Source organism: Methylotenera sp., from assembly GCF_036401095.1.
Taxonomy (GTDB): domain Bacteria; phylum Pseudomonadota; class Gammaproteobacteria; order Burkholderiales; family Methylophilaceae; genus Methylotenera.
In genome coordinates this window covers 116,775-142,973 of record NZ_DASWWA010000007.1, presented here as the reverse complement: position 1 = coordinate 142,973, position 26,199 = coordinate 116,775, and the positions used below count along the sequence as shown (strand labels likewise).

Annotated in this window: 32 protein-coding genes, 1 tRNA gene and 1 pseudogene; 18 read left to right on the top strand and 16 right to left on the bottom strand. The window is 42.9% G+C overall.

Going from position 1 to position 26,199, the window contains the following annotated elements; all coding sequences use genetic code 11:
* Window position 1 precedes the first annotated feature (1 nt).
* The 18 genes and pseudogenes from VGD82_RS06490 to VGD82_RS06405 all read left to right on the top strand — a co-directional run bounded on the left by VGD82_RS06490 (window position 2) and on the right by VGD82_RS06405 (window position 9,220).
* On the top strand, window positions 2–436 hold the full coding sequence (locus VGD82_RS06490) for a hypothetical protein (RefSeq protein WP_331019625.1): 435 nt from the start codon (window positions 2–4) through the stop codon (window positions 434–436).
* Entirely contained in the window at window positions 433–864 is a 432-nt protein-coding gene (locus VGD82_RS06485; RefSeq protein WP_331019624.1) for a hypothetical protein, read from the top strand. Before VGD82_RS06490 ends, VGD82_RS06485 begins: the two co-directional genes overlap by 4 nt.
* A 231-nt stretch (window positions 865–1,095) precedes the next feature.
* A complete protein-coding gene (locus VGD82_RS06480; protein ID WP_331019623.1) occupies window positions 1,096–1,269 on the top strand; it encodes a hypothetical protein in 174 nt (57 codons plus the stop codon).
* A gap of 2 nt (window positions 1,270–1,271) precedes the next feature.
* A complete protein-coding gene (locus tag VGD82_RS06475) occupies window positions 1,272–1,463 on the top strand; it encodes a hypothetical protein (RefSeq protein WP_331019622.1) in 192 nt (63 codons plus the stop codon).
* A gap of 2 nt (window positions 1,464–1,465) precedes the next feature.
* A complete protein-coding gene (locus VGD82_RS06470; RefSeq protein WP_331019621.1) occupies window positions 1,466–1,594 on the top strand; it encodes a hypothetical protein in 129 nt (42 codons plus the stop codon).
* Between the two features lie 106 nt (window positions 1,595–1,700).
* Window positions 1,701–2,306, top strand: a pseudogene (bet, locus tag VGD82_RS06465) (phage recombination protein Bet); the annotation flags it as partial.
* Between the two features lie 281 nt (window positions 2,307–2,587).
* A complete protein-coding gene (locus tag VGD82_RS06460; RefSeq protein ID WP_331019620.1) occupies window positions 2,588–4,273 on the top strand; it encodes a YqaJ viral recombinase family protein in 1,686 nt (561 codons plus the stop codon).
* Between the two features lie 121 nt (window positions 4,274–4,394).
* On the top strand, window positions 4,395–5,096 hold the full coding sequence (locus VGD82_RS06455; RefSeq protein ID WP_331019619.1) for a hypothetical protein: 702 nt from the start codon (window positions 4,395–4,397) through the stop codon (window positions 5,094–5,096).
* Between the two features lie 254 nt (window positions 5,097–5,350).
* Window positions 5,351–5,524 carry a hypothetical protein gene (locus VGD82_RS06450; RefSeq protein ID WP_331019618.1) on the top strand — a complete coding sequence of 58 codons (174 nt, stop codon included), beginning with the start codon at window positions 5,351–5,353 and terminating at the stop codon, window positions 5,522–5,524.
* A 73-nt stretch (window positions 5,525–5,597) separates the two neighbouring features.
* Window positions 5,598–6,080 carry a hypothetical protein gene (locus tag VGD82_RS06445; protein ID WP_331019617.1) on the top strand — a complete coding sequence of 161 codons (483 nt, stop codon included), beginning with the start codon at window positions 5,598–5,600 and terminating at the stop codon, window positions 6,078–6,080.
* Window positions 6,081–6,191: 111 nt separating this feature from the next.
* Entirely contained in the window at window positions 6,192–6,467 is a 276-nt protein-coding gene (locus VGD82_RS06440) for a hypothetical protein (protein WP_331019616.1), read from the top strand.
* Between the two features lies 1 nt (window position 6,468).
* Window positions 6,469–6,999, top strand: coding sequence for a hypothetical protein (locus VGD82_RS06435; RefSeq protein ID WP_331019615.1), 531 nt, complete (start codon window positions 6,469–6,471; stop codon window positions 6,997–6,999).
* Window position 7,000: 1 nt separating this feature from the next.
* Complete coding sequence (locus VGD82_RS06430; RefSeq protein ID WP_331019614.1) at window positions 7,001–7,351, top strand: hypothetical protein; 351 nt, start codon at window positions 7,001–7,003, stop codon at window positions 7,349–7,351.
* On the top strand, window positions 7,335–7,718 hold the full coding sequence (locus VGD82_RS06425; RefSeq protein ID WP_331019613.1) for a hypothetical protein: 384 nt from the start codon (window positions 7,335–7,337) through the stop codon (window positions 7,716–7,718). Before VGD82_RS06430 ends, VGD82_RS06425 begins: the two co-directional genes overlap by 17 nt.
* Window positions 7,715–8,164, top strand: a complete 450-nt coding sequence (locus VGD82_RS06420) for a hypothetical protein (RefSeq protein WP_331019612.1) — start codon at window positions 7,715–7,717, stop codon at window positions 8,162–8,164. The genes VGD82_RS06425 and VGD82_RS06420 overlap by 4 nt, the downstream gene beginning before the upstream one ends.
* Window positions 8,161–8,556: a zinc-finger-containing protein gene (locus VGD82_RS06415; protein ID WP_331019611.1), complete on the top strand. Its 396-nt coding sequence runs from the start codon at window positions 8,161–8,163 to the stop codon at window positions 8,554–8,556. Before VGD82_RS06420 ends, VGD82_RS06415 begins: the two co-directional genes overlap by 4 nt.
* Window positions 8,553–9,071, top strand: coding sequence for a hypothetical protein (locus tag VGD82_RS06410; RefSeq protein WP_331019610.1), 519 nt, complete (start codon window positions 8,553–8,555; stop codon window positions 9,069–9,071). The genes VGD82_RS06415 and VGD82_RS06410 overlap by 4 nt, the downstream gene beginning before the upstream one ends.
* Complete coding sequence (locus tag VGD82_RS06405; RefSeq protein WP_331019609.1) at window positions 9,068–9,220, top strand: hypothetical protein; 153 nt, start codon at window positions 9,068–9,070, stop codon at window positions 9,218–9,220. The genes VGD82_RS06410 and VGD82_RS06405 overlap by 4 nt, the downstream gene beginning before the upstream one ends.
* Before the next feature lie 137 nt (window positions 9,221–9,357).
* Here VGD82_RS06405 and VGD82_RS06400 read toward each other — a convergent pair whose 3' ends face one another.
* From VGD82_RS06400 to nuoE, 16 genes are all read right to left on the bottom strand, one after another.
* A complete protein-coding gene (locus VGD82_RS06400) occupies window positions 9,358–10,539 on the bottom strand; it encodes a tyrosine-type recombinase/integrase (RefSeq protein ID WP_331019608.1) in 1,182 nt (393 codons plus the stop codon).
* 204 nt (window positions 10,540–10,743) lie between these two features.
* Window positions 10,744–10,820, bottom strand: a tRNA-Val gene (locus tag VGD82_RS06395).
* Between the two features lie 213 nt (window positions 10,821–11,033).
* Window positions 11,034–12,347: a lytic murein transglycosylase gene (locus VGD82_RS06390; protein WP_331019607.1), complete on the bottom strand. Its 1,314-nt coding sequence runs from the start codon at window positions 12,345–12,347 to the stop codon at window positions 11,034–11,036.
* Complete coding sequence (locus tag VGD82_RS06385) at window positions 12,340–13,194, bottom strand: SDR family oxidoreductase (RefSeq protein ID WP_331019606.1); 855 nt, start codon at window positions 13,192–13,194, stop codon at window positions 12,340–12,342. Before VGD82_RS06385 ends, VGD82_RS06390 begins: the two co-directional genes overlap by 8 nt.
* The gene (locus VGD82_RS06380) at window positions 13,187–13,729 is read right to left on the bottom strand and encodes an NUDIX hydrolase (protein WP_331019605.1); all 543 of its coding nucleotides are present in this window, start codon (window positions 13,727–13,729) and stop codon (window positions 13,187–13,189) included. Before VGD82_RS06380 ends, VGD82_RS06385 begins: the two co-directional genes overlap by 8 nt.
* A gap of 189 nt (window positions 13,730–13,918) precedes the next feature.
* Entirely contained in the window at window positions 13,919–14,221 is a 303-nt protein-coding gene (locus tag VGD82_RS06375; RefSeq protein ID WP_331019604.1) for a DUF2818 family protein, read from the bottom strand.
* A complete protein-coding gene (nuoN, locus tag VGD82_RS06370) occupies window positions 14,222–15,670 on the bottom strand; it encodes an NADH-quinone oxidoreductase subunit NuoN (RefSeq protein ID WP_331019603.1) in 1,449 nt (482 codons plus the stop codon).
* Window positions 15,671–15,673: 3 nt separating this feature from the next.
* The gene (locus VGD82_RS06365; RefSeq protein WP_331019602.1) at window positions 15,674–17,173 is read right to left on the bottom strand and encodes an NADH-quinone oxidoreductase subunit M; all 1,500 of its coding nucleotides are present in this window, start codon (window positions 17,171–17,173) and stop codon (window positions 15,674–15,676) included.
* Between the two features lie 21 nt (window positions 17,174–17,194).
* Window positions 17,195–19,240: an NADH-quinone oxidoreductase subunit L gene (gene nuoL / locus VGD82_RS06360; protein WP_331019601.1), complete on the bottom strand. Its 2,046-nt coding sequence runs from the start codon at window positions 19,238–19,240 to the stop codon at window positions 17,195–17,197.
* A gap of 9 nt (window positions 19,241–19,249) precedes the next feature.
* On the bottom strand, window positions 19,250–19,555 hold the full coding sequence (gene nuoK / locus VGD82_RS06355; RefSeq protein WP_135278285.1) for an NADH-quinone oxidoreductase subunit NuoK: 306 nt from the start codon (window positions 19,553–19,555) through the stop codon (window positions 19,250–19,252).
* Window positions 19,555–20,223 carry an NADH-quinone oxidoreductase subunit J gene (locus VGD82_RS06350; protein ID WP_331019600.1) on the bottom strand — a complete coding sequence of 223 codons (669 nt, stop codon included), beginning with the start codon at window positions 20,221–20,223 and terminating at the stop codon, window positions 19,555–19,557. The genes nuoK and VGD82_RS06350 overlap by 1 nt, the downstream gene beginning before the upstream one ends.
* A 103-nt stretch (window positions 20,224–20,326) precedes the next feature.
* Window positions 20,327–20,818 (bottom strand): NADH-quinone oxidoreductase subunit NuoI, encoded by a 492-nt coding sequence (nuoI, locus tag VGD82_RS06345; RefSeq protein ID WP_331019599.1) that lies wholly within the window; start codon window positions 20,816–20,818, stop codon window positions 20,327–20,329.
* A 55-nt stretch (window positions 20,819–20,873) separates the two neighbouring features.
* Complete coding sequence (nuoH, locus tag VGD82_RS06340; protein ID WP_331019598.1) at window positions 20,874–21,902, bottom strand: NADH-quinone oxidoreductase subunit NuoH; 1,029 nt, start codon at window positions 21,900–21,902, stop codon at window positions 20,874–20,876.
* On the bottom strand, window positions 21,902–24,337 hold the full coding sequence (nuoG, locus tag VGD82_RS06335; protein ID WP_331019597.1) for an NADH-quinone oxidoreductase subunit NuoG: 2,436 nt from the start codon (window positions 24,335–24,337) through the stop codon (window positions 21,902–21,904). Before nuoG ends, nuoH begins: the two co-directional genes overlap by 1 nt.
* A 24-nt stretch (window positions 24,338–24,361) precedes the next feature.
* Window positions 24,362–25,678, bottom strand: a complete 1,317-nt coding sequence (gene nuoF, locus VGD82_RS06330; protein ID WP_331019596.1) for an NADH-quinone oxidoreductase subunit NuoF — start codon at window positions 25,676–25,678, stop codon at window positions 24,362–24,364.
* On the bottom strand, window positions 25,678–26,151 hold the full coding sequence (gene nuoE / locus VGD82_RS06325) for an NADH-quinone oxidoreductase subunit NuoE (protein ID WP_331019595.1): 474 nt from the start codon (window positions 26,149–26,151) through the stop codon (window positions 25,678–25,680). Before nuoE ends, nuoF begins: the two co-directional genes overlap by 1 nt.
* Window positions 26,152–26,199 lie beyond the last annotated feature (48 nt).

The window sequence follows — 26,199 nt, the reverse complement described above, 5'->3', positions numbered from 1 at the left end:
AATGGATAAATTAGACATTGCTATAGAGGATGCTGAAGCTGAAAAAATTGCACAAGAAAAATTAAAGTACAAAGAATTTTACGCAACGCCTACACAAGAATATGAACAAAATAAAAACAATAAAGAGCTTATTGCTGGAATAGGAATAATAATTGTTGGACTTATTACTTTGTTTTTTGCTTTTACAATTGCTAAAAAACTCTTAACTTACTTGCAGACGCAATCACATCAAATAAGATTAATATTTTTTATATCAGTTTTGTGGATTATATTAATACCAGTGCTGGCAATTTTTATAAATGAATTTGATAGATATGGTTTTGATGAGCCTCATGTAGTAGTTTTATTAACAATAAGCGTACCATTTTTTATTTTTATTGCATATTTTTTAGCTAAGAAATTAAAATTAAATTTTATAAGCTCTGATAAATCATGAAAAAATTACTTATAGCAGCTTTAGTCATTTCAGGGTGTGCAACTAATCAAGCAATCATTTCACCATCAAAACAATACGGCCAATCAAATATGCCACTGGCTGAATCTGGAAGAATTAAATGGTCTGACTATTACTTAGGTTATTACGATAAGTTGCGCTTGGAATCAAACAAAAATACTGGAAATGAGTTGATTATATTTAATGAGCTTATTGATGCCGCAAAAGAATACGAAGCCGGCACGATCAATAAAGATAAGTTTGAATCTAAAAGACGCGATGCACGAGGAAGATTGCAACAACTGGAAAGTGACAATCAATTAACAAAAGAAGATTCTATATTTAATTACCCATACCCACCTGCATATACTCCACCAAGAACAACAAACTGCACATCATCTGGCGGACAAACTTTATGCACCACATACTAAATCAAAACAATAAATCAACCTGCTTCGGCAGGTTTTTTTTCGCCTAAAAATACACTTTTAAAAATTAATCTGCATTTGTAGAAATAAATTATCAACAAGTGTTGACATTATTAAATCTACAAGTGTAGAATTCACACATCGGCACAAAACACCGTTTCGATACTTTCTCCCAGGTTAGCGAGTGGGAAATTTTATAAAGAGTACCGCTCGCATTTTTTTAGGTGAATGAACATGAATTTACAGATTGCAGAAAACACAGACGTTAGCACAGTGCAAACAATGATTAATGAAGCAATCGCATTGGGCTTGCGTGTAGTGCATCGCCCTGATTCAGTTAATACAAACGTAGTGTCATTAGAAGATCGCCGCCAGATGATGGCGCATACATCACCAGAGGCGGCTTAGTCATGGCCAACATCAAGCGCAAACAAGTTACATGCCGCTGTGAAGCTTACACATGGCCACATAGATTAGATGGTGGTAAATGCCGTGAGTTATACAACAGCCATCACGAATCAGGCTACGAAGCAGACAGCATTAAAAGCTTAGGCTTAACCAGTTTGTTTGCACTTGATAACCGCCAGCCAGTGAGGTTTTAACGATGAAAACAGCATACACAACATTATGGGTAGTCATTGGATCACTAGCCTTCTTCGCCCTGCTCTCACTGGTTGCTTATGTTGAGCAAGAGGCAGTTAACAAAGAGCACGCGAAATATGAATCAAGGTAAGCAAGATTTAAGTTTTAGAAGTTACTACAAGCACCTACGAGAACAAGGTAGAGGCAGGTTAGAGAGTTTTGTAAGGTCAATTAAGGTTAATTTTTAGGAGTGCGAAATGTCTGCAACTAACGTGGCGTTAATGCCAAAGAAAAACAATCTTATCGGTAAATTTGCCGATAAGTTCAATGTGGATGAAAAAAAGGTAATGGACATTTTGAAGTCCACTGCTTTCAAACAACGCGATGGGAAACCGCCATCAGATGATCAAATGATGGCTCTGCTAATTGTTGCAGATCAGTACGGACTAAATCCTTTTGTTAAAGAGATTTACGCCTATCCAGACAAATCTAACGGCATTGTGCCAGTAGTTGGCGTTGATGGCTGGTCAAGAATCATGAATGACCATACGCAAATGGATGGTATCGAGTTTCGTTACTCACCGGAAACAACACAACACAAAGGTAAGTTAGTACACGATTGGATTGAATGCATCATCACACGTAAAGACCGCAGCAAACCAATCGTTGTGCGTGAATACTTTGATGAAGTTGTACGTAATGCGAGTTTTGCTACACCTTGGGACACTCACCCAAAACGTATGCATAGACACAAAGCAGAAATTCAAGGAGCACGTATCGCGTTCGGTTTTGCTGGTATCTACGATGAAGATGAAGCAGAGCGCATCATGGAAAAAGACATTACACCGCTAAATGATGAAACGAACCCTAATGCTAAAAACAAAGATGACAAGCGGCCAATCCTAGAAGATGCCACCTTTAAAACAATCGCTGACAAGTACCGAGAGGCGGTAGAAATCGGCAAAAAAACTGTAGAAGGATTTGTTGCTTGGGTTGAATCTAAAGGTGCTGATATGACCGATAGCCAGAAGGCAGAAGTTGCTAGCTGGGCAGTTAGAAAGCCAGACGTTGTAGAAGGTGAAGCTACAGCGGTAGATGATGACTTTACCAAAGCTTATGAACAAACAGAAAGCGAGAATGCATAATGAAACGCACCGTATTGAATTTACAGCAAGGCACACCTGAATGGTTGGCAGCACGCGCTAACAGTGATGGCACAGCATCAGAAGCGCCAGCTATGTTTGGCAAATCTAAATACCAAACTCGCCTAGAGCTACTAGACCAACGCAAAACAGGCCTAAGCAAAGAAGTTACTAGCGCTACTCAAGCAATCTTTGATAAAGGCCATGAAGCAGAGGCATCAGCTCGTAAGATTGCAGAAGAGATTATTGGCGAAGAGTTATCACCTACAACATACATGGTTGAAGTTGACGGCTTAAGACTGATGGCAAGCTTAGACGGCATTACGTTTGGCGATGATGTGATTTTTGAGCACAAACTTTGGAATGAATCACTAGCACAGCAAGTTTCAGCTGGTGAATTAGAAGAGCACTACACAATCCAGATGGACCAAGAGTTACTAGCATCTGGTGCCGCTAAGTGTTTATTCATGGTTTCAAATGGCACACGCGATAAATGCGTGTTTATGTGGTACGAAACAACAGACGGCAAAGCTACTGCCTTAGTTAACGGCTGGCACCAATTCCACAAAGAGCTAGAAACCCATGTGCCTACCGTTAAGGTGGAAAAAGTAGAGGCTGAAACAATCAAAGCGCTACCAGTGCCTAGCGTTGTTGTACGTGGTGAAATCACCGCATCAAACCTAACTGAAATCACGCCTCAGTTTGATACTTACCTAGAAAGCATCAAAACAGAGTTAAGCACAGACCAAGACTTTGCAGATGCTGAAGCCAACGCCAAAAACTGCCGTGAAATGGCAAAGCGCATTGAAGCCTTGCAAGAAAACATCATCGGTCAAATGGTGACAGTTAACGAAGCCAACGGCGTGCTTGGTAACTATAAAGAGGCATTTAACAAAGTTGGCCTACGCTTAGAGAAAGCTGTTAAAGAGCAGAAAGAAACACTCAAAACACAAGCGATCATGAAGGCTAAGCTTGAGTATGCGGACTTTGTTACTGCATTAAACAAAGATATTTCAGTTGTGCTTTCAACACAATTGGTATGCCCAGACTTTGCAGCTGCAATCAAAGGCGTTAAGACGCTGGAAACAATGCAATCACGTATCAATAGCGCATTAGCTAACGGCAAGGTTGAAGCCACCACCTTAGCTAATGACGTTAAAACAAAAATTGCCTTCATCGAAGAATCAATCAAAGGCTATGAGCACTTGTTCAAGATTGATGCAATCGTGTTTAGCAACATTGACTACATCAAGCTACACATTCAATCAGTGAAAGATGCTGAGGACGTGCGCAAGGCTAAGCATGAAGCCGCAATCAAAGAGCAGGCCGAAGCAGATGCACGCGCCAAAATTGAAGCCGAAGCCAAAGCTAAAGAAGCTGCTGAAATTGCCGCCGCGAAAGCTCAAGCTGATGCTGCAACTAAGTCCGCAGCAGAGAATCAAGCGCAAGATCATATTGCCAGCGCCGGCAAACAGATCCCAGACGGTGACGCAATCACCAACGACACCATTAACCAAGCCGACTTTAACAACGTATTTGGAGTTAAAGAGCAACCTGCAGTTCAAGTCGGAAGTGTGCGCCCTACTGCCCAATCAATTATTAACCTGGTAGCAAAGACATACAACGTTGATACAGCTACGGCTAATCGCTGGTTGGCTCAATCGTTTGGCGAGTTGAAGGCAGCTTAAAAGTTATGGGCGAAATTCACTATCTAGTCGCGCTACGTAAATAGTCGGGCAGGAGCTAGAGCCGTACATACGGAACAAGGATAGAAAAGTAGCCCACCTTATTTAATTAAAGGAATCAAAAATGCAAGAAATCCAAGCCATAGTAAATAAAAAAGTAAATGAAATGATTGAGGACGGTTCAATCGTAAATTCAATTAACGAAAACATCCAGAAAGCAATTACTTCTGCCATTGAAAGCCAATTTAAAAGCTACGGAAGTATTACAAAACAGATTGAAGATGCTTTAAAAGATGGCTTACAAATAAACACTCAAGAACTGCCATTTGAAACCTATAACCAACAAATGCTTGTAGCCGTTAAAGCCAAACTAGGCAATATGTTTCATGGCCTAGCTGCTGAAAGGTTCTTATCTGAAATTGACAAGACACTTGCGCCAGTGCCTAAAGAATTGTCAATTAAAGACCTCGTTGAAACGGTAGTTAAATCATGGAAAACAGACGAACCTTGGGATGCAGACGATTTAGACCAATACGCGACTGTTGAAATAAGAAAATTTGAACATAGCGACAAAAGCCACACATTAAAAATGTGGAAGCAAAAAGAAGTTTGTCATTCTATCTCGCATAGAACTAATAGCCCAGATTTAGAGCTTTTCTTTATCAATGGTGTTATTCGCATCAGTCATAAACAAACGTACAACCCTACTTGCTTTCATGAGCATGAAGCCTTCATTTTTAAGCTTTATGCGGCTGGTACTACAGTTACCGGCATTGAAGATTTCGACCCAGATTACTGCGATTTAACACTAAAAGAATTTGATTAGTCCACGGCTGGCTCACGTAACGAGCCACCACACGCATGGCGATTGTTTAAGGTTTGGCTATAACCATTGTAGAGAATATAGCGTCACAGTCGCCAGCCGTGTGGTGAAAGGTTAGGTAAAAACGTTTAGTAAAGAGGTGGCTACCAAGTAGTTAAGGCAGAACGCTACGGTAAGCTGAACATTGTTGCAGAACAGTGCTAATGCCATCGCCGATGATACTAAGTAGCCCGCACCAATTTTATGAAAGGTAGATCATGGCAAGAATAAGGGTAACTTTTGAAGCAAATTTACCAGCAGATGCTAACTATGAAGAAGCTTTAGAGTGGGTAAATTTTGAGCTAGGTGCAATCGGTGGAATGAGCAACTCACCTCTTAGCACTTACGACTTAGAAGCAATCCGTAGCACGGTGACGATAGAGGAGTTGTAGCCATGGCAAAGCAATCTAAGAGATCAATTAAGAAGTCACGTAGAACTAAAGACCAAGACAAATGGAAATGGCTATGAAAAAACGTAACAAAAAATACAACCCTAACAAGCACCGCGTAGTAGTTAATGCCATGTATCAAACGGTACGCCTAGCTAAGCCAGTAAGCGATGAAGCAAAGGTCGAGTTAAAAAGACAAACAAACGCAGCACTATCCGCAATAACTAGAGGCGTAGGAACACCAGAGCACTTTGATGTTTTAGCCTCTACGGTAGATGTAGTTTTCATGATGGCCATGAATCTGTTTAACGATGCCTACCAGAGTGAAATTGATGCAGCTAGACAAGCTATGTTTAGGCTAAAAGACAGATTCCATAAGCACGGCACATTTGGATTCGATGGCGTAGGTTACAAAGCGGTTGCCGAAATCGTAGCAATTCACGATCAAATGATGGATCACGTAACAGGCTCGGAGGTTTTGCAGTTCATGAATGCCCGGGCGAATGCAATTAGAGGCGGTAATTATTACAAGGGTGAAAGTGAAAGGTTAGCGGCATGAGTATTAACTGGCCAGTAGTTGCAATAAGAGTGCTTGATGGGTTCTGCTATGGAAGCGGATTTATAGCAGCGGTAATGATGTGGGTGTGGATATTCCAAAAGGACATGAAAAATGGCTAAGAATTATTTTAGTGCTGAACAATTTAAAGATATTGCAAATAAAGCAGACTTGCCCTTTGAGCATCTAACTGACTATTACCTTCAAAAATTAAAGGATGCCATGAACCTAGCAGTAGAGACGGCGATTGGTGATGTGGTTGCTTATGAGTATCACATACCAACAGAGTTTGATGGATGGTCACGTGTTGAATTGTCAAGAAATGAGCTTGACGTTACTAAAGACACGATTATTACAAATCTCTACTCAGTCAAAGAATTGGATAACTAACATGACACAAGCTATGAAATGTCAACATGATGGGGAAAAGATAACTGGATGGGATGAAGTCACTTGCAGAAAGTGTGGCTGGATTGTTCCAAGTGGGCAAAGTATGGGAATACATGACGGATGGTTTCCTAGTCATGATTCACATAAAGAATACAAAAAATATCGCACATATACTGGAATGAATGAGGTTTATCCAATTGATGCGACCACCCCACAACAACCTAAACCGTTATTTGTTGGCATAGATTACTCTAAAGATTATGTGGCTGAGAAAGTTGCTGATGCACTGGAAGAGGCGGCTAATACTTTGCAGATAAACGTAGATGCGCATAAGGATTATGAAAGTCTTAAATATGCAACACAGCAGACTATTCAAGCCATCCGCGCCCTTATCAAGCGTAATGCAAAGCCAAAAGAATGTAAATGGTGCAATGGTAGAGGTTATACAGAAACAGGCATTGAAGAATCACCAACAACAATTTGCAATGGTTGTGATGGAATGGGAACTATCCAACCAAAGGAAGGAGAATGATATGGATATTTGTAAATGTGACTTGAGGACAAAATTAGTTGGTGATGGCTGCCAACACTGTAATCCTCAAATAACAATTGATAGTTTAATTGAGGAAATCCAAACCCTACGCGCCAAAGTAGAGGTGTTGGTGGAGGCTTTGCGTGGTGCGGAGGCTATTGTTAAAAGTGCAATACTTTTAGAGGGTGAAATTGAGCCATATATATCTGAAAGCACATATGAGCTAAATGGATGCTTAGGGGAGAGTGCCGCAAATATAAGTGTTAGAGGTAGAGGTGTTCTAAATAAAATCACAGAAACCCTAGCCACCTACGACAAACTTAGTGAGGTTAAACATGACACAAACAAATAATGAGCGCGAGGTAATTGAATTAAATGATATTGCATTAAAGCAACAATCAGAAGCTTGGCTAGCTGTATTTCATGTTCTTAATGAAGTAAAGCCTAACTGGTTAGATTCAAACTTGCCAGCTATGGGCTGCGCTGTTAATGCAATAAAAGAGTTGGCGAAATCACCAATATCGCAGAACGAACATCAAGAGGTGGCGACCAGTGAAGATTTATTGAAATTCTTAAAAACTCACGGTGCGATTGATGAGGAAGGCTATGAATACGGAATTGCAAAAATAAAGTTTGATAGCAATGGCAAGCCACTATCTGTTTTATGGACAGATGTTGAAACGGTAGTGGCACTTAAAAAACGATTGGGAATTATATGAGCGTAGAAAATTTAATGCATCCGCCTAAAAAATGCCACTGTGATTGCTGTAATTGTCAACCTAAAACTTACGGCCCGTTACCAAAAGCAGAGAATAACCATGAGTTTTTAAAGCAACTTGGAAAAATGATTGCGGAGGTAATGAGCAATGGTGAAAAGCAAACCTTGCTCACCTCACCCCCTAAGCAAGCGATACCAGATGGGTGGCAGCCTATTGAAAAGGCGCCTAAGGATGGGACGCAAGTAATCATCAAGTGCTCTGGCGGAAGAGTTGCAACCGCATTTTATGATGATAAACCATTTGTCGGTGAGGGTTGGCACGTAGTTGTTCCATTTCTTGGTGGGTTTGGTAGTGGAACAGATACTTTTATTTTCTTTCCAGAAGATATGCCTACTCACTGGATGCCAATACCGCCAGCACCAACCAATACGGAGGTGGGGGAATGAGATTATTTTGCTGCCAATGCGATATAGATGTTGAAGCTCGGTTAACCGATGGTATGGAAACGTACCCGCACCGTGAGGATTTGTATGATTTGCCATTTTGGAAGTGTGACGCTTGCCGCAATTTTGTAGGTTGCCACCATAAAACATCAGAGCCTAATAAGCCGCTAGGTTGCATTCCATCAGCAGAGGTTAAAGAGCTGCGCAAACAGATTCATGCAAATCTTGACCCGTTATGGATGGATGGCAAGCACTCACGAAAATACATCTATGCGCGATTAACAGAAGTAATCGGGCGCGAATATCACACGGCTGATATAAGAAATGCAACAGAAGCAAGTTTAGTGATTAAAAAACTGAATCAGCTAAAGCATAAGATAAGGACTAACCCATGAACACTAACCAAGACACTACGCTTACAAATCAGGATGAGTTTGACATCAATCAGCCATTTGTAACACAAGAACAAAAGTACAAGTACTGGCAAGAAAGTAAGTCCCATATCAAAGCCAGCGAGCAACGCATACAGGAGTTGGAGGAAACAATCAAGAATCAAGCATCAATTATTTCTGGCAATGAAAAAGAAATTATGTTAATGCAATTAGCTATTGACCATAAGAATATTGATATTTCAGAACTAACCGAATCTAACAATCAATTACGGGAGTTCATTGAAGTTAATTGTGCAAACAATCATGGGAAAATGGTAAATGGAAATATGCTATCAACCATTGCCAAAGAAGCCATATCCTCAACCCCTACCCAATCACTAGCGCTGCATGATAATGAAGTGATTGAGAGATGTGCGAAAGTGATTGAAAACGGAAACTTCTTAACAGATAAGTCAACTGAAGCAATGCTTGCAAAATGTGCATCTAAAGCCATACGCGCACTGAAAGTAACGCCATGACTAGAGAGTTCACCGTTATATGGCCTGACGGCACCAAAGAAGCAAAAGGGTTTTCTCAGGCATCGCAGTTAGCAAGCGACCTGTTCAAGCAAGGCCTTGAACCTGAAATTAAGATTAAGTACAAACAAGATAAGTTGGAAGGGAAATAAGATGAAAAACATTTACGAAATTAAGGATTGGATGGAATTTTTAGGCGCAAGCAGAGCAACAGTATCGCGCTATATCAAATCTGGGCTAATACCAAAACCAGACCATACAGATCCTCGTCCTCGTTGGAATAATAGCCCTATGACAACTGGGCTTCAATCCAATCAGAATAGAATTGCATCATAGAGATTCTATGTTCAAGATACTCAGCACGATTATATGAAGCTCGCACATCATCAATTTCATTGTGTGCGAGTTGGCGCTCAATCCAATCTTTATCAAAGCGCCTACGGCCATCAATCGTTTCATTATTGAGCACGGTAGAGGCTAATGCCCTAAAGCCGTGACCTGTCATCTTGCCGCGATACCCTAAACGATATAGGGCAAATAATAGGGTATTCTCACTGATCGGATGATTAGGCCGCTTAAGCGATCCAAGTACATACTTATCATCGCCTGTATATTGTTCAAGCTCTTTGATGATACTTAAAGTGAACTTAGTCAAAGGCACTACATGCGGTCTAGGCGTTTTTCCAGTAACCGTTTTCATGCGCTCACCTGGTATTACCCAAAAATTACCGTCTTTAATTTCTTTACGCTCGAAATACCTTAGCTCAGTGGTCCGCACAAAGGTTAATGCCAGCAACATTAAGCCAAGCCTAGTAACAGGCTCATCATAGCTTTTAATTGCTTGAAACAGGTCTTTAGCTGCACTCACATCAATACAAGGCATATGCGTGCGCACAGGCGTTCTCAGCACGCTGCATAAGTTAGTCGCTGGATGCAGTTGTATTTCATCCGTGTTAACGGCATGCGTAAATACCTGCCCTAGCCTGCTGGCAATTCTATTGGCAGTTTCAACAACACCTTTGCCTTGAATGCCCTGCACCAACTCTACCAACTCTTTGCGCGTAATCTTATCTAGTGGCTTATCACCAATCTTATCAAAAACATACTGGTCCATACTCGCCTGAATAATGGCCTTATGCTTTGCGCTTTTCAGATCAGGCAGATGATGCTTGTACCATTTCTCTTCAACGAACTGCTTAAATGTCATCACACGGCTTTCAGTTAGGCCATGTAGTTTCAATCTCGCCTGCTCATCTTTAAACTCTGAATTTAATAATCTAGCCTTAGCTAAACTAATCTCAGGGTAAAGGCCATAGGTTTTAGTTTTGTATTTGTCTTGTGAATCTTTGTAGTTGTACCGCCATGATTTTATATTTCGAGGCGTAACCACCAGGTAAAGGCCTGCCATATCAGCAACCTTATATTGCTGCTCTTTTGGCTTTAGAGAATCTATCTGCTTAATGGTTAGCATGCCGATACCCTAAACTGATTTTTATGATACCTTACGCGATACCCTAAAATATTTTGGCTAGGCTTGATTAGACATGACGAATTATGATGCATTATGAAAGCACATGAATAATGACAAAGGCAGTCAGTATAATGCTTTCAGTTTATTTTGTGGTGAACTTTGACGAAGATTGACGAACTATGAATAAACTTGAAAAAGAATAACTGGTAGGCAGTAGCAGATTCGAACTGCTGACCTCTTGGATGTCGACCAAGCGCTCTAACCAACTGAGCTAACCGCCTATATTTGATATTGCACTACGTAGCAAAAGCACGCGTTGCTCTTGTTTGCTTGGCAATTCTAAACAGGGCACGATTTTAGCCGATTGCAGCATCGCGCGCAAACAGAAATAACGGCCGCTAGGCAAAACAATCAGAATAACCGCAGTATTTACCAAGAAACTTCGAATACTAAGTTTAAGACTAACAACTATAGACACCCCTAATATAGATTAATTAGTGCAATAGCAAATTTTGGTACAAACTAGGGCTTGGGTAACCGTCTGCTGGCATTTGTTGCTGAAGTTGGTAGGCGCGTACCGCAGCTTGCGTCTGTAAGCCAGGCAAACCATCTGCCACTCCGGCATCAAAACCACGGGCATTCAATTGATTCTGCAAATCTAGCATTTGCTGATAACTAAGTGCCCCGCCCTCAGCAAAATCTCCGCCCATGATTACTGGCTCTTGGTTTAATAGTTTAGCCAACTGTGCAACTGATAGTGCGTAGTTAACCGAGCGATTCCACTGCATAATAATGTCAAAATTATCAAACACCATAAATGCAGGGCCTTGCCAGCCCTGCGGCAATAGAATAGAGGCCGTCGCGGTAGCATTCGACAATATATCAGCGATTTGCGCTTGTGCATTACTCACCGGCGACTGTGATGCTGCTTGGGTTACTTGCTCAACTACATCATCAATGCTTGTAGGTGCAGACTCTTCATTACTTGTAAGTGGGTAAGCTTGAACGCCTAATTTAGCCCAATCTTGCGGCGTTTTCCTGATAGCTAGCTGTGCACTTTGCCAATCAAAGCTCGCTGGTAACTTGACCTCTAATATTACAGGCGCGCGTGCTTGCCAGCCTATGCTCGCAAGATAATGTGCAGCAGAGGCAAAAGCATCTGGCAGCGAACTGGTCACATCAATCAACCCATCCGCATCACCATCCACGGCGTAAAGCATAAAGGTAGTCGGCATAAATTGCATATTGCCAAAAGCACCAGCCCAAGAGCCTTTAAAATTTTCAGCATCAACATAACCAAGGTCTACCATCAGCAATGCATCTAGCAATTGTGCTTTAAAGAAATCCGCACGGCGCCCTTCATATGCTAGCGTAGCTAATGCAGACAGAACATCAATATTGCCTTGCACATTGCCGTATTGTGTTTCCATACCCCAAAATGCAATCAGTATCTGCTTAGGCACACCATACTGAGCTTCAATCTGTGCCAACAGCGTTTGATGCTTAAGCAACAAGGCGCGGCCTTTTTGTATTTTTCTGTCGTCTACACGTAGAGTAAAGTAATCTAAAAATGGACTGATAAACTCAGGCTGCGCCCTATCCAACTTAATCACGTTCGGTAAATACGCGGTACGGTTTACAAAGTTAAGTGTAGTTTCATCTGCCATACCTAGCGCCTTGGCTTCATATCTTATATTTTCAAGCCAAGTATAAAAATCCTCTTTTGCCACCACATTACTAGTAAACAGCAAGGTAAAGCCCATTAACACCCATTGTAAATGTTGCAGTATGGTCAGGCTTTTAATCATGTGCCAGCTCCGATAACAGCGCTTGATAGCCAGCTTGATAATCAGGGTATTGCAGCGCAAAGCCAGTTGCTAGCATCGCTTGGTTACTTAAGCGCTTGCCACCGCCAACTGTGGGTGCAACAAATGACTTTAATTTTAATTGCGCGGCAATCCAGTTGAGAACATCATACTGCCGGACAGGTTGCGAGTCGGTCACAATATAACAAGGCTTAATCTGCTGACCTGCAAAAACCTGCTGCAATAAATACACCACGAAATTCGCAGCATCATCGCGGTGGATGCGGTTAGTCCAGCCGTCGTTAGCTGGCCAACGCTCTGGTGCTTTTGCCAGATTGATCATGCGCAGACGCCCCGGACCATAAATTCCAGATAGTCTGAGTGCTGTAGTGCCACACGTTAGCGTACTTAACAAAGCCTCAGCCTGTAGTAATCGTTCACCACCAAAATCGGCTGGTACGGCTGCGATCATTTCATTCAGCAGCTCGTCTGTTTGCTGGCCATAAACGCGCGTACTTGATACAAAAAATACATGTTTCAATTGCGCGTTATCACGCTGCGTTAACAATACATTGCGCAGCCCATCAACATAAGCCTGCTGATATTCCGCATCGGTCTGACCACTGGCAGCTACGCAATACACTAGGATGTCGGGTTGAATCATACATAAAGGATCTAACGAAGCAGGCATCGTTACATCGGCTTGAATCATTTGCGCCTCTGCAGCTTCCCTTAGCGTTCTGGCAACAGCGTAAACTTCTGCGCCGGAATCAGTTAGGCGTTTGGCTATCGCGCTGCCTAGGTCACCATAACCTACGATTAATACTTTTGATGGCGGCATATTATGCATATTGCTTCAGATACCTTTCGGCAAGAAATAGCGCAACGATAGTCTTGCTATCGGTAATTTTACCTTGTAGCACTAACTGCATCGCATCTGCTAACGATAGATCAAACACCTCTAACGCTTCATCCTCATCGCATTGGCTAGTGCCGGCAGTCAAACCCTGTGCTAAGTAGATATGTATCACTTCATTAGAGTAACCAATACATGGGTGCTGCTCACCGAGCTTTACCCAAGCACTAGCAACATATCCTGTCTCTTCCAACAGCTCTCGCTGGCCAGTCTGTGATGTCGCTTCATTTGCATCTATCTTGCCTGCTGGCAGTTCAATAAAGACCTGATGCAATGGGTACCTAAACTGACGTTCAAATACGATATTGCCGTTAGCTAATACGGCAACAACAACCACCGCCCCCGGGTGTGTCACATACTCGCGCTGGCTGACATTGCCATTAGGTAAGCGTACTTGATCTCGCTTAACACAAAGAAAGTCGCCTTGAGCTAAATCCTCCGTACTAATGCAATGCTCAGTCAAGTCCATGAAAACCCTTTTAATTACTGATGTAGGAATCGTGATGTGCCATCGTACCTTTAGCGGGTTTGATATAAGCAATCAGTGATAGAAGATAATAGCAGAAGACTAAAACTTCAAGTAAGGCTGATGATTAACAGACTATGAGTCGCTAACACTAGCATCAGTAGATACTAGCGCAGCGATTAATTGGAATGCTTAGATTGTTTTTTTCCACAGCACTTTATACACAAAGCCCGGGAATGCAAAAACCAAGAACAAAAAGCTGGTGACAGCGTAGAACTCCCAGTCCTGCGGTGCAGACTGACCAAAGGTTTCACGCTCTGCATATCGCGCTAACACACCCACCAAGAAGTAGAGGATGATAAGCTCAAGCAAGCACCAGGCTATATTTTTGGTCCCAGTTGCCGCCTTCAGCGGAACGATATAAAACAACTTGTCTGAAAACCAAGGCAGGTTCGCAGCCAAGAACATAATGCCTAACAATACCCAAATAGTCATTTAACTTAAACTTCTGCTGATAGCATAAAAACAGATAGTCATTAACCCTTGCGGCATAATACCAATCGCCAATAAAGCTAAAGCATTTATGCTTAAGATTACGCGCATATCAAATGGCGCAGTAATCGGGCTACTATCCTCTGGCTCATCAAAGTACATTAACTTGATAACGCGTAGGTAGTAAAACGCACCTATCACTGCCATTAATACTGCAAACACCACTACCCACAAGAAACCTGCCTGCAATGCCGCTTGCAATACAGCGAACTTAGCATAGAAGCCCAATGTAGGCGGAATACCTGCCATGCTAAACATCACGATTAACATTAGAAATGCAACCCAAGGACTACGCTGATTCAGACCTTTTAAATCACTTAGGTTTTGTGCTTCAAAGCCTTTGCGTGATAGCAACAGAATAATACCGAAACCGGCTAGGGTCATTACTACATAGCTCGCGATATAGAACAAAGCAGAGATATAGCCATTGCCACTCGCACTCATCAAGCCCAGCAACACAAAGCCCACGTGAGAAATTGTAGAGTATGCCAACATACGTTTAAGGTTAGTTTGGGCAATCGCCGTTACGTTACCCAACACAATGGACAGCACTGCCATGATAAGTAACATTTGCTGCCAATCTACAGCCATAGTCTGTAGTGACTGTGCCAGAAGGCGAATCACAAAAGCAAAAGCAGCTAATTTTGGCACTGAGCTAATCAACATGGTCATAGCTGTTGGTGAGCCTTCGTAAACATCCGGCACCCACATCTGGAACGGCACTGCACCTAACTTAAATGCCAAGCCAGCCACAATAAACACCAAGCCTAATACCAACACAGCATGGATACCACTGCCATTCATCAACACATGATTAATATCAGATATATTCAGGCTACCAGTCATACCGTAAATCATACTCATACCGTAAAGCAGCATGCCAGATGCCAAAGCACCTAACACGAAATACTTCATCGCGGCTTCGGTGGCAAAACGGTTATCACGATCAAGAGCAACCAAAGCGTATAGGCTCAGTGATAGCAGTTCTAAGCCCACATATAGCGTAAGCATGCTTTGGCCGGACACCATGATCATCATACCCACAACGGAGAACAACACTAGCGCATAAAATTCACCACGGAACATATTGCGTAACTGTATGTATTGTCTGGTATAAACAAAGATCAATGAAGTACCGATGTAAATCATTAGCTTAAGCACATCAGACATAGCGTCATCTACAAATGCGCCAGTAAATGCGTAGCCAACACTAGGCACATGCGTGGTCACTGTGAAATAAGCAGCTAGCAGCAAGCCCAGCTGAGAAAGTCCATATATAGCAATTCGATTAGACTGTTTTAAAAACAAATCTGTAATCAATACTAGCATCGCCATCCCTAACAGGATGATTTCAGGTAAGGCGGTAATGAGGTCGTAACGTATATTTTCCATGACTTATAAGCCTGCTGGCAGCTTGCTATTTGCTAGATGTGAAAGAAGTTGAGTAACCGTTGCATTGGTCATATCTGTAAGTGGCTGTGGGTAGATACCTACGCCCAGCACTAATATTGCCAATATCGCCAATATTAAAAACTCACGTTTATTTAGATCTTTAAGTGCTTGTACATTGGCGTTGGCAACCTCACCGTAAAATACACGCTTAACCATCCATAAAGTATAAGCGGCACCGAAGATTAGCGTAAATGAAGCCAAGAACGCATACCAGAAGTTAACCTGGATCGCGCCCAAAATCACCATAAACTCACCGACAAAACCGGAAGTTCCAGGCAATCCACTATTAGCCATTGCAAACAATACCGCAAATGCTGCAAATGCTGGCATGGTGTTAGCTACGCCACCATAAGCGTCAATCTGACGGCTGTGCACACGGTCGTACAGCACACCTACACACAAGAACATAGCAGAAGAAATAAAGCCGTGAGAAATCATTTGCACCACAGCGCCTTCTAGCCCTAAGTTATTGAAAATAAAGAAACCTAATGTAACAAAGCCCATGTGTGAAATTGAAGAATAAGCAATCAGTTTTTTCATGTCTTTCTGCACCAGTGCTACTAATGCAATATATACAATTGCAATCAGCGACAAGGTAATCATGAAGCCTGATAAGTAATGAGCAGCATCAGGTGCAATAGGCATAGCAAAACGTAAGAAACTGTAACCACCTAATTTCAGGGCAATTGCCGCCAATACTACAGAACCGCCAGTTGGCGCTTCAACGTGAGCGTCCGGCAACCATGTATGTACTGGCCACATAGGAATTTTTACCGCAAATGCTGCAAAGAACGCCAAGAAAATAAGCACTTGCACGTTTAAAGGCATCGGCAATTGGTAGTAATCTGTAATCGCGAAGCTACCGGTTTGATGGAACATATAGATAAACGCAACCAACATCAGCAGTGAGCCAAGTAGTGTGTACAGGAAGAACTTAACCGTTGCATATACACGGTTAGGGCCACCCCAAATACCAATCACTAGGAACATTGGGATAAGCATCGCCTCCCAGAATACATAGTAGAGAATCGCATCTAAAGTACTAAATACACCAATCATGAGACCGCTCATGATCAAGAATGAGGCCATATATTGCGCAACACGCTTCTCGATTACTTCCCATGCAGAAATCACAACAATCACAGTAGTAAAGCTAGTGAGTAAGATTAGTGGAATCGCAATACCATCAGCACCTAAGTGGTAATGGATATTGAAAGACATAATCCACAAAAAGCGCTCTTGGAACTGAAAGCCGCCATCTGCAAAGTTAAAGTGTGTATACAGCGGGATGGTAACTAAGAAGCTCACAACACTGCCAAACAAGGCTAACCAACGTGTGAGGTTAGGTTTGCTGTCATTCGCAGTAAAGAGCACCAACACGCCCGCCAACACTGGCAGCCAGATGGAAAAACTAAGGATATGTTGCAAAAAATATTCAAGCATTTTTTATACTTTAGAAAAGAATTAAATCTTTAAAAGACCAAGAGATAGCATTAAAAACACGCCAATAATCATCGCGAATGCATAGTGATAAATCAAACCAGTCTGAAGCTTGCGCACCACACCAGATAACTTGCCAATCAGATTAGCCGTACCATTCACCATCGCACCATCAATAAGTTTAACATCACCGATTTGCCAGAGTTTATTACCAATAAACCTTGAGCCTGCAGCAAAGAAACGATCATTAAAACTATCAAATCCGTATTTATTTTCTAAAACCTGATTAATCATGCTGAATTTAGCCTGAATCGCCGCAGGGATATCCGGACGCTTCATGTAAAAGAACCATGCCAGCACCACACCAGATGCAGCCAAGGCAAACGGCAACGTCATCAATCCATGTAGTGCCATACCTACAGGCGAATGGAAGATAGTGTGCCAATGATGCGCAAGCTCATGCATTGCTGGGTGAGCATGTGAGTCTACAAAAATGACGCCTTTAAAGAAGTCACCAAACAGCATCGGTTCAATTGCAAAATAACCAATAGCTAACGATGGAACTGCTAACAGAATCAATGGCAATTTAACCACCCAGCCCGGCTCATGAGGATCATCCGTTGGGCTTAAACCATGATGGTGCTCTTCATCGTGATGATCGTCATCCTGGTGATGTGCGTCATGATGCGCATCATGCTTAACTTCGCGCCACTTCTCTTTACCGTGGAACACCAAGAAGTACATACGGAAACTATAAAAAGCCGTTACAAACACACCAGTTAACACTGCAAAGTAAGCAAAACCGCTGCCAGCTACTGTAGAGAACTTAGCGGCCTCAATAATGCTGTCTTTAGAGTAGAAACCTGATAACAACGGTGTACCAATTAATGCTAATGAGCCAATCAGAGATGTAACCCATGTAATCGGCATGTACTTTTTAAGATTACCCATATTGCGAATATCTTGATCATGATGCATGCCCATAATCACAGAGCCAGCACCTAAGAATAGCAATGCCTTAAAGAACGCATGGGTCATCAAGTGAAAAATAGCAACTGAGTACGCTGATGCACCTAATGCCACAGTCATATAACCTAACTGCGACAATGTAGAGTAAGCCACTACACGTTTGATATCGTTCTGGATAATACCCAAGAAACCCATAAACAATGCAGTGATGCTACCGATAACAATCACAAACGATAATGCAGTGGATGACAGCTCAAATAGTGGTGACATACGCGCCACCATAAAGATACCTGCGGTAACCATAGTTGCAGCATGGATCAGCGCTGAAATTGGAGTTGGACCTTCCATTGAGTCAGGCAACCATACGTGTAATGGCACTTGTGCAGATTTACCCATTGCGCCAATAAACAGCAAAATACATGTCACGGTCATCAACGACCAAGATGCATTGCCAATCAGGTTGATTTTGGTATCTGCCATGGCCGGCGCGACTGAAAACACTGCAGCGTAATCAAGGCTGCCGAAATGATATAGCACTAAGCCTATGCCAAGCAGGAAGCCAAAGTCACCTACACGGTTCACTAAGAATGCTTTTAAGTTGGCATAGATTGCTGTTGGGCGTGTGTACCAGAAGCCAATCAATAAATAAGAAACCAAACCTACAGCTTCCCAACCAAAGAATAGTTGCATGAAGTTATTGCTCATCACCAACATCAGCATGGAGAAGGTGAACAGCGAGATATAGCTAAAGAAACGTGCGTAGCCTTTATCTTCGTGCATATAGCCGATAGTGTAAATATGGACCATTAATGAAACAAAGGTCACCACTACCATCATCATGGCACTGAGTCGGTCGATTAAGAAGCCGATTTCAAATGAGAAATTTCCGCTTTTTAACCAAGAATATACAGTCTCATTATAAGGCTGGCTAACCATGGCATCGTTTAGCACATACACTGACAAGGCAAAAGAAATCGCCACGCCAGCAATGGTCACCACGTGCGCTGCGCCTCTAGGCAGATACTTGCCAAACAGACCAATGATAATTGCGGCCAATAATGGAAGCAAAGGAATTGCAAGATAGATTTGTTGCATACTCATGCTAAACACTTAGCCTTTCAAACTGTCTAAATCGTCAACGTTAATGGTGCGTAAATTTCTGAACAGCACGACCAATATCGCTAAACCGATAGCAGACTCTGCAGCAGCTACCGTTAAAATGAAAAATACAAAAACTTGCCCGGCAATATCATTCAGATAATGTGAGAAAGCAATGAAGTTAAGGTTAACTGCCAACAGCATTAACTCAATTGCCATCAATAAAATAATGACGTTTTTGCGGTTGAGAAAAATACCCACCACGCTAATCGCAAATAGCAATGAGCCTAAAATCAGATAATGAGATAAACCGACCATTATTTAGCCCCTTTATCATCAGCCTGCGCTGATGTATCTACCGCATCATTTTTTTCCACTTCAGCTTCCATTTTTACAATTCTTAGACGGTCTGCTTTTTTAACCAGCACTTGTTTCGCTGGGTCCATAGACTTACTGTCTTTACGATCACGTAAGGTCAATGCAATTGCCGCCACAATAGCTACCAGCAATACCACTGATGCCAACTCAAAAGGCAGCAAGTAGTCGGTATATAACACGCGACCCAGCTCCGCCGTATTGCTGTAATCAGCAGGATGTGCAGCTGGCGCCGCAACTACATCAGCGCCAAAATTGCGTGCCCCTACAATCATCACCATTTCTACAGCCATCAAACCGCCGACAGGTAAAGCAACCGGCAATGCTTTCCAGAAACCTTCACGCAATTTATCTAGATTGATATCCAGCATCATCACCACAAACAAAAAAAGCACCATCACCGCACCCACGTACACCAATACCAACGCGATTGCCAGGAACTCAGCCTCTAGCAGCAGCCAGATGCCTGCAGCGGTAAAAAACGCCAATACTAGATACAGTGCTGCATAAACAGGATTACGTGTGGTAATCACCCGTAGGCCTGCAATCAGCAAAATGGTTGCGAGCGTGTAAAAAACGATGTCTTGAAAATGCAAGCCAAAAAATGTCATATTTTTAAATGGTTATCTGTTAAAAGTACTTAAACGATGTATGAAGGCTTTACTGTTAATCATTAAGCAGATGCTTAACCTTATTATTACTTATCTAAATTGTTTACCTAAATTGCTTATCTTGCGCTCTATCAGCTGCAATTTGTTTCTCGTGCTTATCACCTACCGCTAATAGCATCTCTTTGGTATAGATCAAGTCGCCACGCTGCTCACCGTGATAATCAAACACACGAGTCTCTACAATAGAGTCCACAGGGCAAGATTCCTCACACAAACCGCAGAATATACATTTAGTCAGGTCAATATCGTAACGCGTAGTGCGGCGTGTATTGTCTTCACGCTGCTCAGACTCAATCGTAATCGCCATCGCAGGGCACACGGCCTCACACAACTTACATGCAATACAACGCTCTTCACCATTTGGGTAACGGCGTAATGCATGCAAACCACGGAATCGATTTGATTGAGGTGTATTTTCCTCTGGGTATTGAACCGTAATTTTAGGTGCAAAAAAGTAACGGCCTGTAAGCGCCATGCCTTTTAGCAACTCCCATAACATTAAGCTACCTAATGTTTGTTTAATCGATTTAATCATAATTTACTCAAAACCTAATCACTAAACTTAGCGAAAAAAACCTAGTGAAAAAAACTTAGTGAAACAAATGAGCCCAAGGAGTTTGCATCATGCCACCTACAAACACGATCCACACAATAGTAATTGGAATAAACACTTTCCAGCCCAAACGCATGATCTGGTCATAGCGATAGCGCGGGAAGGTTGCCCTAAACCATAAGAACAAGAATAAAAGGAAGCCAACCTTAGCCAGCAGCCATAAGAAACTGTCAGGAATAAACGGCACAGGTGATAACCAGCCACCTAAGAACATCAATGCAGCAAGCATTGACACTAAAATCATGTTGGCATACTCGGCCAAGAAGAACACTGCAAATGCCATGCCTGAGTATTCAACGTGGAAACCTGCAACGATCTCAGACTCGCCTTCGGCTACGTCAAACGGCGCACGGTTTGTTTCAGCAACCGCACTGATAAAGTAAACAATAAACAAAGGGAATAATGGAATGAAGTACCAATGCCAGAAGCCGCCCTCTTGCCCTAAAACAATCTTGCCTAGGTTTAAGCTGTTTGCACACATCAACACACCTACTAATGCAAAACCCATCGCAATTTCGTATGAAACGATTTGTGCGGCTGAACGCAAGCTGCCCAAGAATGCATATTTAGAGTTAGACGCCCAACCCGCGATGATCACGCCATATACCGCCACAGAAGTCATGGCCAGGATATAAAGCAAACCTGCATCCACATCCGCGAGTACCATGTTCAAATCAAACGGCACAACAGCCCAAGCAGCAAATGCTGGAGCAATTGCTAACACTGGACCTAATAGGAACAATGCCTTATTAGAAGCGGTAGGCAGAATCACTTCTTTAAACAGTAGCTTGATGCCATCGGCTAGCGGCTGCAGCAAACCGAAGTAACCAACGCGGTTAGGGCCGATACGCACCTGCATATAGCCGATTACTTTACGCTCAGCTAATGTTAGGTAAGCCACCGCACCCATTAGCGGCAACACGATTGCAACAATTTTAATTAAGGTCCAGCCAGTGGTTTCAACTGCTGGCCAGTAACTACCAAATAGATTTGATAACCATTCCATTAGGCACGCGCTTCCGTAATGTTTTTATTAATATCTTGTAACTGCTGTAGAGATAGCTTCTCTATCGTGATATCGCCCATCAAATCACCAAGGCCAACGGTCGCCTCGTGTGCAGCTGCCACACGGACACAACCCATTGCCACATGATCATCCAAACGTACGGTTAATACAGCACTACCCTTATCTTGTTTCACCAATACATGGTCACCTTCAGCCAAGTCTAAAGCTGCTAACTGGCGGCCGCACATACGTGCCATTGGTTTAATGTTGTATTTGGTTTTTTGTAATGGTGGTGAGCGTCTAACAATCGGGTCAGACTCGTATTGCGGCACTTCACCAATACGTTGCAGACCATCATGTTTGATATTCACTTGAATCTCAACGAGTTCTCTCAAGTTGTTATTCAAACTACGCCAAACCACAGCAGATGGTTTCTCACCTGCAAAAATCGCATCTTTAACTTGCTCGCTAGATTCAAAATCAAAGCCAGCTAAGCCTAAGGTATTCGCTAACACGCGCAACACTTTCCATGCTGGACGAGATTCACCTAACGGTCTAACTGCCGCAGCGAAGCTCTGCACACGGCCTTCCATGCTCATGAACGTACCAGAGGTTTCTGTGAACGGGGTGATAGGCAATAAAATATCCGCGTTGTCTAATGCTTGTGACTTATAAGCCGTCAGCGCAACCACACACTCAGCTTTCTCCATCGCAGCTTTTGCCAATGCAGCATGCTGGCAATCAAGCTCAGGCTCAATATTTAATAACAGATAAGCTTTGCGTGGCACTTCTAGCATTGCACGCGCATGCATACCGGTACTTGATGGCATTACACCCATCATATGCATACCAGTGCTATTTGCTGCAGCTGGCAAGATACCGCCTTTAGCACCAGTGATACCACCAATAGCCTCTGCCATACTGTACATTTCGGTAAAGCGTGGGTCACTTAATGCCATGTTACCCAAGAAAATACCAACTTTTGGCGCGATCAAGTCATAGTCTTTACCATGACCCGCCAAACTTTCCGCGATGGCCTGTGTGTTTGGGCGTACTTTAATGTCATCCAATAGCGCTGTAAGCGATGGCGGTAAGCATAGTGACAAACGTTGCAAGCCAGACATCGCTTTTAAGATTTGACCAAGCACATTGACCATGTCGTTTGGACGCACAATCACTTTATGTGCAATGTCCATCAGTGGATCATTATCCAATGGGCTCACCACAGATAACTCGGCACCATTCGCCACGGCTCTACGGAAGCGCTGTGCCAACAATGGGTGCTCGTTACGCAAATTAGAGCCAATCACAATGATACGGTCTAACTCTTCAATTTCATGGATATTACAACCCATCCATGGCGTACCTAAACGCTTACCGTCTAATCTGAAATCAGTTTGGCGTAAACGATAATCTACGTTGCCGCTGTTTAAACCATTTGCCAATTTTTTAGCTAGGTAGCCTTCTTCCATCGTGCTGTTTGGAGAAACAAGCACGCCTAATGCCTCACCGCCGTATTCGTTAGTGATGTCTTTCAACTGACCAGCCGCGAACTCAAGCGCAGTTTTCCAATCGGTTTCTACCCAAGCACCATTGTGCTTAATCATTGGTACTTTAAGGCGGTCTGGACTGTTAAGACCTTCGTATGAGAAACGATCGCGGTCTGACAACCAGCATTCATTGATGCTTTCTTTTTCACGCGGCAACACGCGCATGACTTTATTATCTTTCACGTGCACTTCGATATGCGAGCCTAAGCTATCATGCGCTGCGATGCTTGGTCTGCGAGTTAACTCCCAGCTACGCGCTGAATATCTGAACGGTTTGCTGGTTAACGCGCCAACTGGACATAAGTCAATAATGTTGCCAGATAGCTCAGAGTTAACGCTCTTATCTACGTAAGCTGTAATTTCAGCATGCTCGCCACGGCCAATCATGCCTAACTCTTGCATGCCGCCTACTTCTTTCAAGAAGCGCACACAACGCGTACATTGAATACAGCGAGTCATGTCCGTTGATACTAACGGACCAATGTTTTTGTTAAATACCACGCGCTTTTCTTCAGTGTAGCGAGAGCCGCTCACACCGTAAGCTACCGCCACATCTTGTAAATCGCACTCACCACCCTGATCGCAAATTGGGCAATCTAACGGGTGATTAATCAGTAAAAACTCCATCACACTTTGCTGCGCTTCAATCGCAGATTTTGAGCGTGTGAATATCTTCATGCCGTCAGCAACTGGGGTTGCACATGCTGGCAATGGCTTGTTAAATTTCTCTACCTGCACCAGACACATGCGGCAGTTTGCCGCCACGGATAATTTAGGGTGGTAGCAAAAACGTGGAATCGCAATACCGACCTTGTCAGCCGCATCAATAATGGTGCTGCCGTGTTCGACTTCTATCGATTTACCATCTATTTCAATATTCAACATTATGTATTTTTACCGTCTTTACAGTTATTTACCGTCAACCATGCTCTTGCCGTGCTGAATATAGTATTCAAACTCAGGCCTGAAATGCTTAATAAAACTTAACACTGGCGTTGCCGCCGCCTCACCAAGCGCACATATCGTACGACCTGCGATATTGTTACTTACATCCGTGAGCAAATCTAAATCTTCCATCTTGCCCTGACCTTTAACGATACGGTCAATCACACGATAAACCCAGCCCGTACCTTCACGACAAGGCGTACATTGGCCACAGCTTTCCTCATAGAAGAAATAAGCCAAACGATGCAAGGCTTTCACCATGCAAGTTGTATCATCCATCACAATCATCGAGCCGGCACCCAGACTAGACCTGGCTTTACTTAAACCGTCGTAATCCATGGTTGCGCCCAGAATTGCGGATGCAGGCATTACCGCAGTAGATGGCCCGCCGGGAATCACTGCCTTCAATTGGCGGCCTTTCCAAATACCACCGGCCAAAGCTAATAACTCGGTGAATGGCATCCCCATTTTAACTTCATAGTTGCCTGGTTTTTCTACATGGCCGGAAATAGAGAACAGCTTAGTACCGCCAGAGTTGGCAACACCTAAATCAGCAAATGCCTGACCGCCATTTTGCATAATCCAAGGGATGCTAGTGTAGCTTTCAGTATTATTGACATTGGTAGGTTTACCAAACACACCATAACTTGCCGGGAACGGTGGCTTAAAGCGAGGCTGGCCTTTTTTGCCTTCGATTGATTCAATCAGCGCAGTTTCTTCACCGCAAATATAGGCACCGTAACCATGTACTGCGTATAGATCGAAACTGAAATTTGTACCGAATAGATTTTCACCTAGATAACCGGCGGCTTTTGCCTCATGCAATGCAGCCTCAAAAATTTCATAATCTTGCCAGATTTCACCGTGGATATAGTTATAGCCTACACGCGCACCTAAGGTATAAGCTGCAATTGCCATACCTTCAATCAATTGATGCGGATTGTAGCGAATGATATCCCGGTCTTTAAACGTACCTGGCTCGCCTTCGTCAGTATTACAAACCAGATATTTCACGCCATCAAAATAGCGCGGCATAAAGCTCCACTTAAGACCGGTAGGGAAACCCGCACCACCGCGACCACGTAGACCTGAGGTTTTAACCTCAGTAATAATATCGGTAGGCTTAACCTTTTCAGTCACCACACGCTTTAATGCGGCATAACCACCCAACTTGAGATAGGTTTCTAATGATGCTGGATTTTCCTCGGTCAGCGTACGTAGCGTAACCAAAGTTTGTCCAGCCAAATCTGTTTTCACAACTGGCTTGCTAGAAGCGACCATTATTTAAGCCCCTCTATAATTGCATCCACTTTATCTGTCGTTAAGAACTCATGCATTTCTGTGTTATTAACGTGCATCAAAGGCGCACCACCGCAACAGCCCATGCACTCACCTTCTTTTAAACAAAACTTACCATCTGGAGTAACTTCATTAAAGCCTACACCAAGCTTGCCCTGCAAATGGCTGACAATTTCATCGGAGCCGCGTAGCATGCATGAAATATTAGTACAGATCGTTACCTTATATTTACCTACTGGCGACAAGTCATACATATTGTAAAAAGTTGCCACTTCCATCGCTGCAATTTCAGGCATGCCTAAATATTGCGCCACCTCTGTAATACTTTCTTTTGACAACCAGCCACGTTCAGTTTGCACGATACGTAACGCACTCATCACCGCAGCCTGCCTTTGATCAGCAGGATACTTGGTCAACTCATAATCTATTTTTGTGGTTGCTTCTGGGCTTAACATACTAATTAATTCCTACTCCAAGCAGCGCAACAGCGCACATGGCAATGA

Bases quoted from the DNA above. Each gene is read 5' to 3' on its own strand.
- VGD82_RS06490 (WP_331019625.1), top strand. From the start codon at position 2: ATGGATAAATTAGACATTGCTATAGAGGATGCTGAAGCTGAAAAAATT.
- VGD82_RS06485 (WP_331019624.1), top strand. From the start codon at position 433: ATGAAAAAATTACTTATAGCAGCTTTAGTCATTTCAGGGTGTGCAACT.
- VGD82_RS06480 (WP_331019623.1), top strand. From the start codon at position 1,096: ATGAATTTACAGATTGCAGAAAACACAGACGTTAGCACAGTGCAAACA.
- VGD82_RS06475 (WP_331019622.1), top strand. From the start codon at position 1,272: ATGGCCAACATCAAGCGCAAACAAGTTACATGCCGCTGTGAAGCTTAC.
- VGD82_RS06470 (WP_331019621.1), top strand. From the start codon at position 1,466: ATGAAAACAGCATACACAACATTATGGGTAGTCATTGGATCACTAGCC.
- VGD82_RS06460 (WP_331019620.1), top strand. From the start codon at position 2,588: ATGAAACGCACCGTATTGAATTTACAGCAAGGCACACCTGAATGGTTG.
- VGD82_RS06455 (WP_331019619.1), top strand. From the start codon at position 4,395: ATGCAAGAAATCCAAGCCATAGTAAATAAAAAAGTAAATGAAATGATT.
- VGD82_RS06450 (WP_331019618.1), top strand. From the start codon at position 5,351: ATGGCAAGAATAAGGGTAACTTTTGAAGCAAATTTACCAGCAGATGCT.
- VGD82_RS06445 (WP_331019617.1), top strand. From the start codon at position 5,598: ATGAAAAAACGTAACAAAAAATACAACCCTAACAAGCACCGCGTAGTA.
- VGD82_RS06440 (WP_331019616.1), top strand. From the start codon at position 6,192: ATGGCTAAGAATTATTTTAGTGCTGAACAATTTAAAGATATTGCAAAT.
- VGD82_RS06435 (WP_331019615.1), top strand. From the start codon at position 6,469: ATGACACAAGCTATGAAATGTCAACATGATGGGGAAAAGATAACTGGA.
- VGD82_RS06430 (WP_331019614.1), top strand. From the start codon at position 7,001: ATGGATATTTGTAAATGTGACTTGAGGACAAAATTAGTTGGTGATGGC.
- VGD82_RS06425 (WP_331019613.1), top strand. From the start codon at position 7,335: ATGACACAAACAAATAATGAGCGCGAGGTAATTGAATTAAATGATATT.
- VGD82_RS06420 (WP_331019612.1), top strand. From the start codon at position 7,715: ATGAGCGTAGAAAATTTAATGCATCCGCCTAAAAAATGCCACTGTGAT.
- VGD82_RS06415 (WP_331019611.1), top strand. From the start codon at position 8,161: ATGAGATTATTTTGCTGCCAATGCGATATAGATGTTGAAGCTCGGTTA.
- VGD82_RS06410 (WP_331019610.1), top strand. From the start codon at position 8,553: ATGAACACTAACCAAGACACTACGCTTACAAATCAGGATGAGTTTGAC.
- VGD82_RS06405 (WP_331019609.1), top strand. From the start codon at position 9,068: ATGACTAGAGAGTTCACCGTTATATGGCCTGACGGCACCAAAGAAGCA.
- VGD82_RS06400 (WP_331019608.1), bottom strand. From the start codon at position 10,539: ATGCTAACCATTAAGCAGATAGATTCTCTAAAGCCAAAAGAGCAGCAA.
- VGD82_RS06390 (WP_331019607.1), bottom strand. From the start codon at position 12,347: ATGATTAAAAGCCTGACCATACTGCAACATTTACAATGGGTGTTAATG.
- VGD82_RS06385 (WP_331019606.1), bottom strand. From the start codon at position 13,194: ATGCATAATATGCCGCCATCAAAAGTATTAATCGTAGGTTATGGTGAC.
- VGD82_RS06380 (WP_331019605.1), bottom strand. From the start codon at position 13,729: ATGGACTTGACTGAGCATTGCATTAGTACGGAGGATTTAGCTCAAGGC.
- VGD82_RS06375 (WP_331019604.1), bottom strand. From the start codon at position 14,221: ATGACTATTTGGGTATTGTTAGGCATTATGTTCTTGGCTGCGAACCTG.
- nuoN (WP_331019603.1), bottom strand. From the start codon at position 15,670: ATGGAAAATATACGTTACGACCTCATTACCGCCTTACCTGAAATCATC.
- VGD82_RS06365 (WP_331019602.1), bottom strand. From the start codon at position 17,173: ATGCTTGAATATTTTTTGCAACATATCCTTAGTTTTTCCATCTGGCTG.
- nuoL (WP_331019601.1), bottom strand. From the start codon at position 19,240: ATGAGTATGCAACAAATCTATCTTGCAATTCCTTTGCTTCCATTATTG.
- nuoK (WP_135278285.1), bottom strand. From the start codon at position 19,555: ATGGTCGGTTTATCTCATTATCTGATTTTAGGCTCATTGCTATTTGCG.
- VGD82_RS06350 (WP_331019600.1), bottom strand. From the start codon at position 20,223: ATGACATTTTTTGGCTTGCATTTTCAAGACATCGTTTTTTACACGCTC.
- nuoI (WP_331019599.1), bottom strand. From the start codon at position 20,818: ATGATTAAATCGATTAAACAAACATTAGGTAGCTTAATGTTATGGGAG.
- nuoH (WP_331019598.1), bottom strand. From the start codon at position 21,902: ATGGAATGGTTATCAAATCTATTTGGTAGTTACTGGCCAGCAGTTGAA.
- nuoG (WP_331019597.1), bottom strand. From the start codon at position 24,337: ATGTTGAATATTGAAATAGATGGTAAATCGATAGAAGTCGAACACGGC.
- nuoF (WP_331019596.1), bottom strand. From the start codon at position 25,678: ATGGTCGCTTCTAGCAAGCCAGTTGTGAAAACAGATTTGGCTGGACAA.
- nuoE (WP_331019595.1), bottom strand. From the start codon at position 26,151: ATGTTAAGCCCAGAAGCAACCACAAAAATAGATTATGAGTTGACCAAG.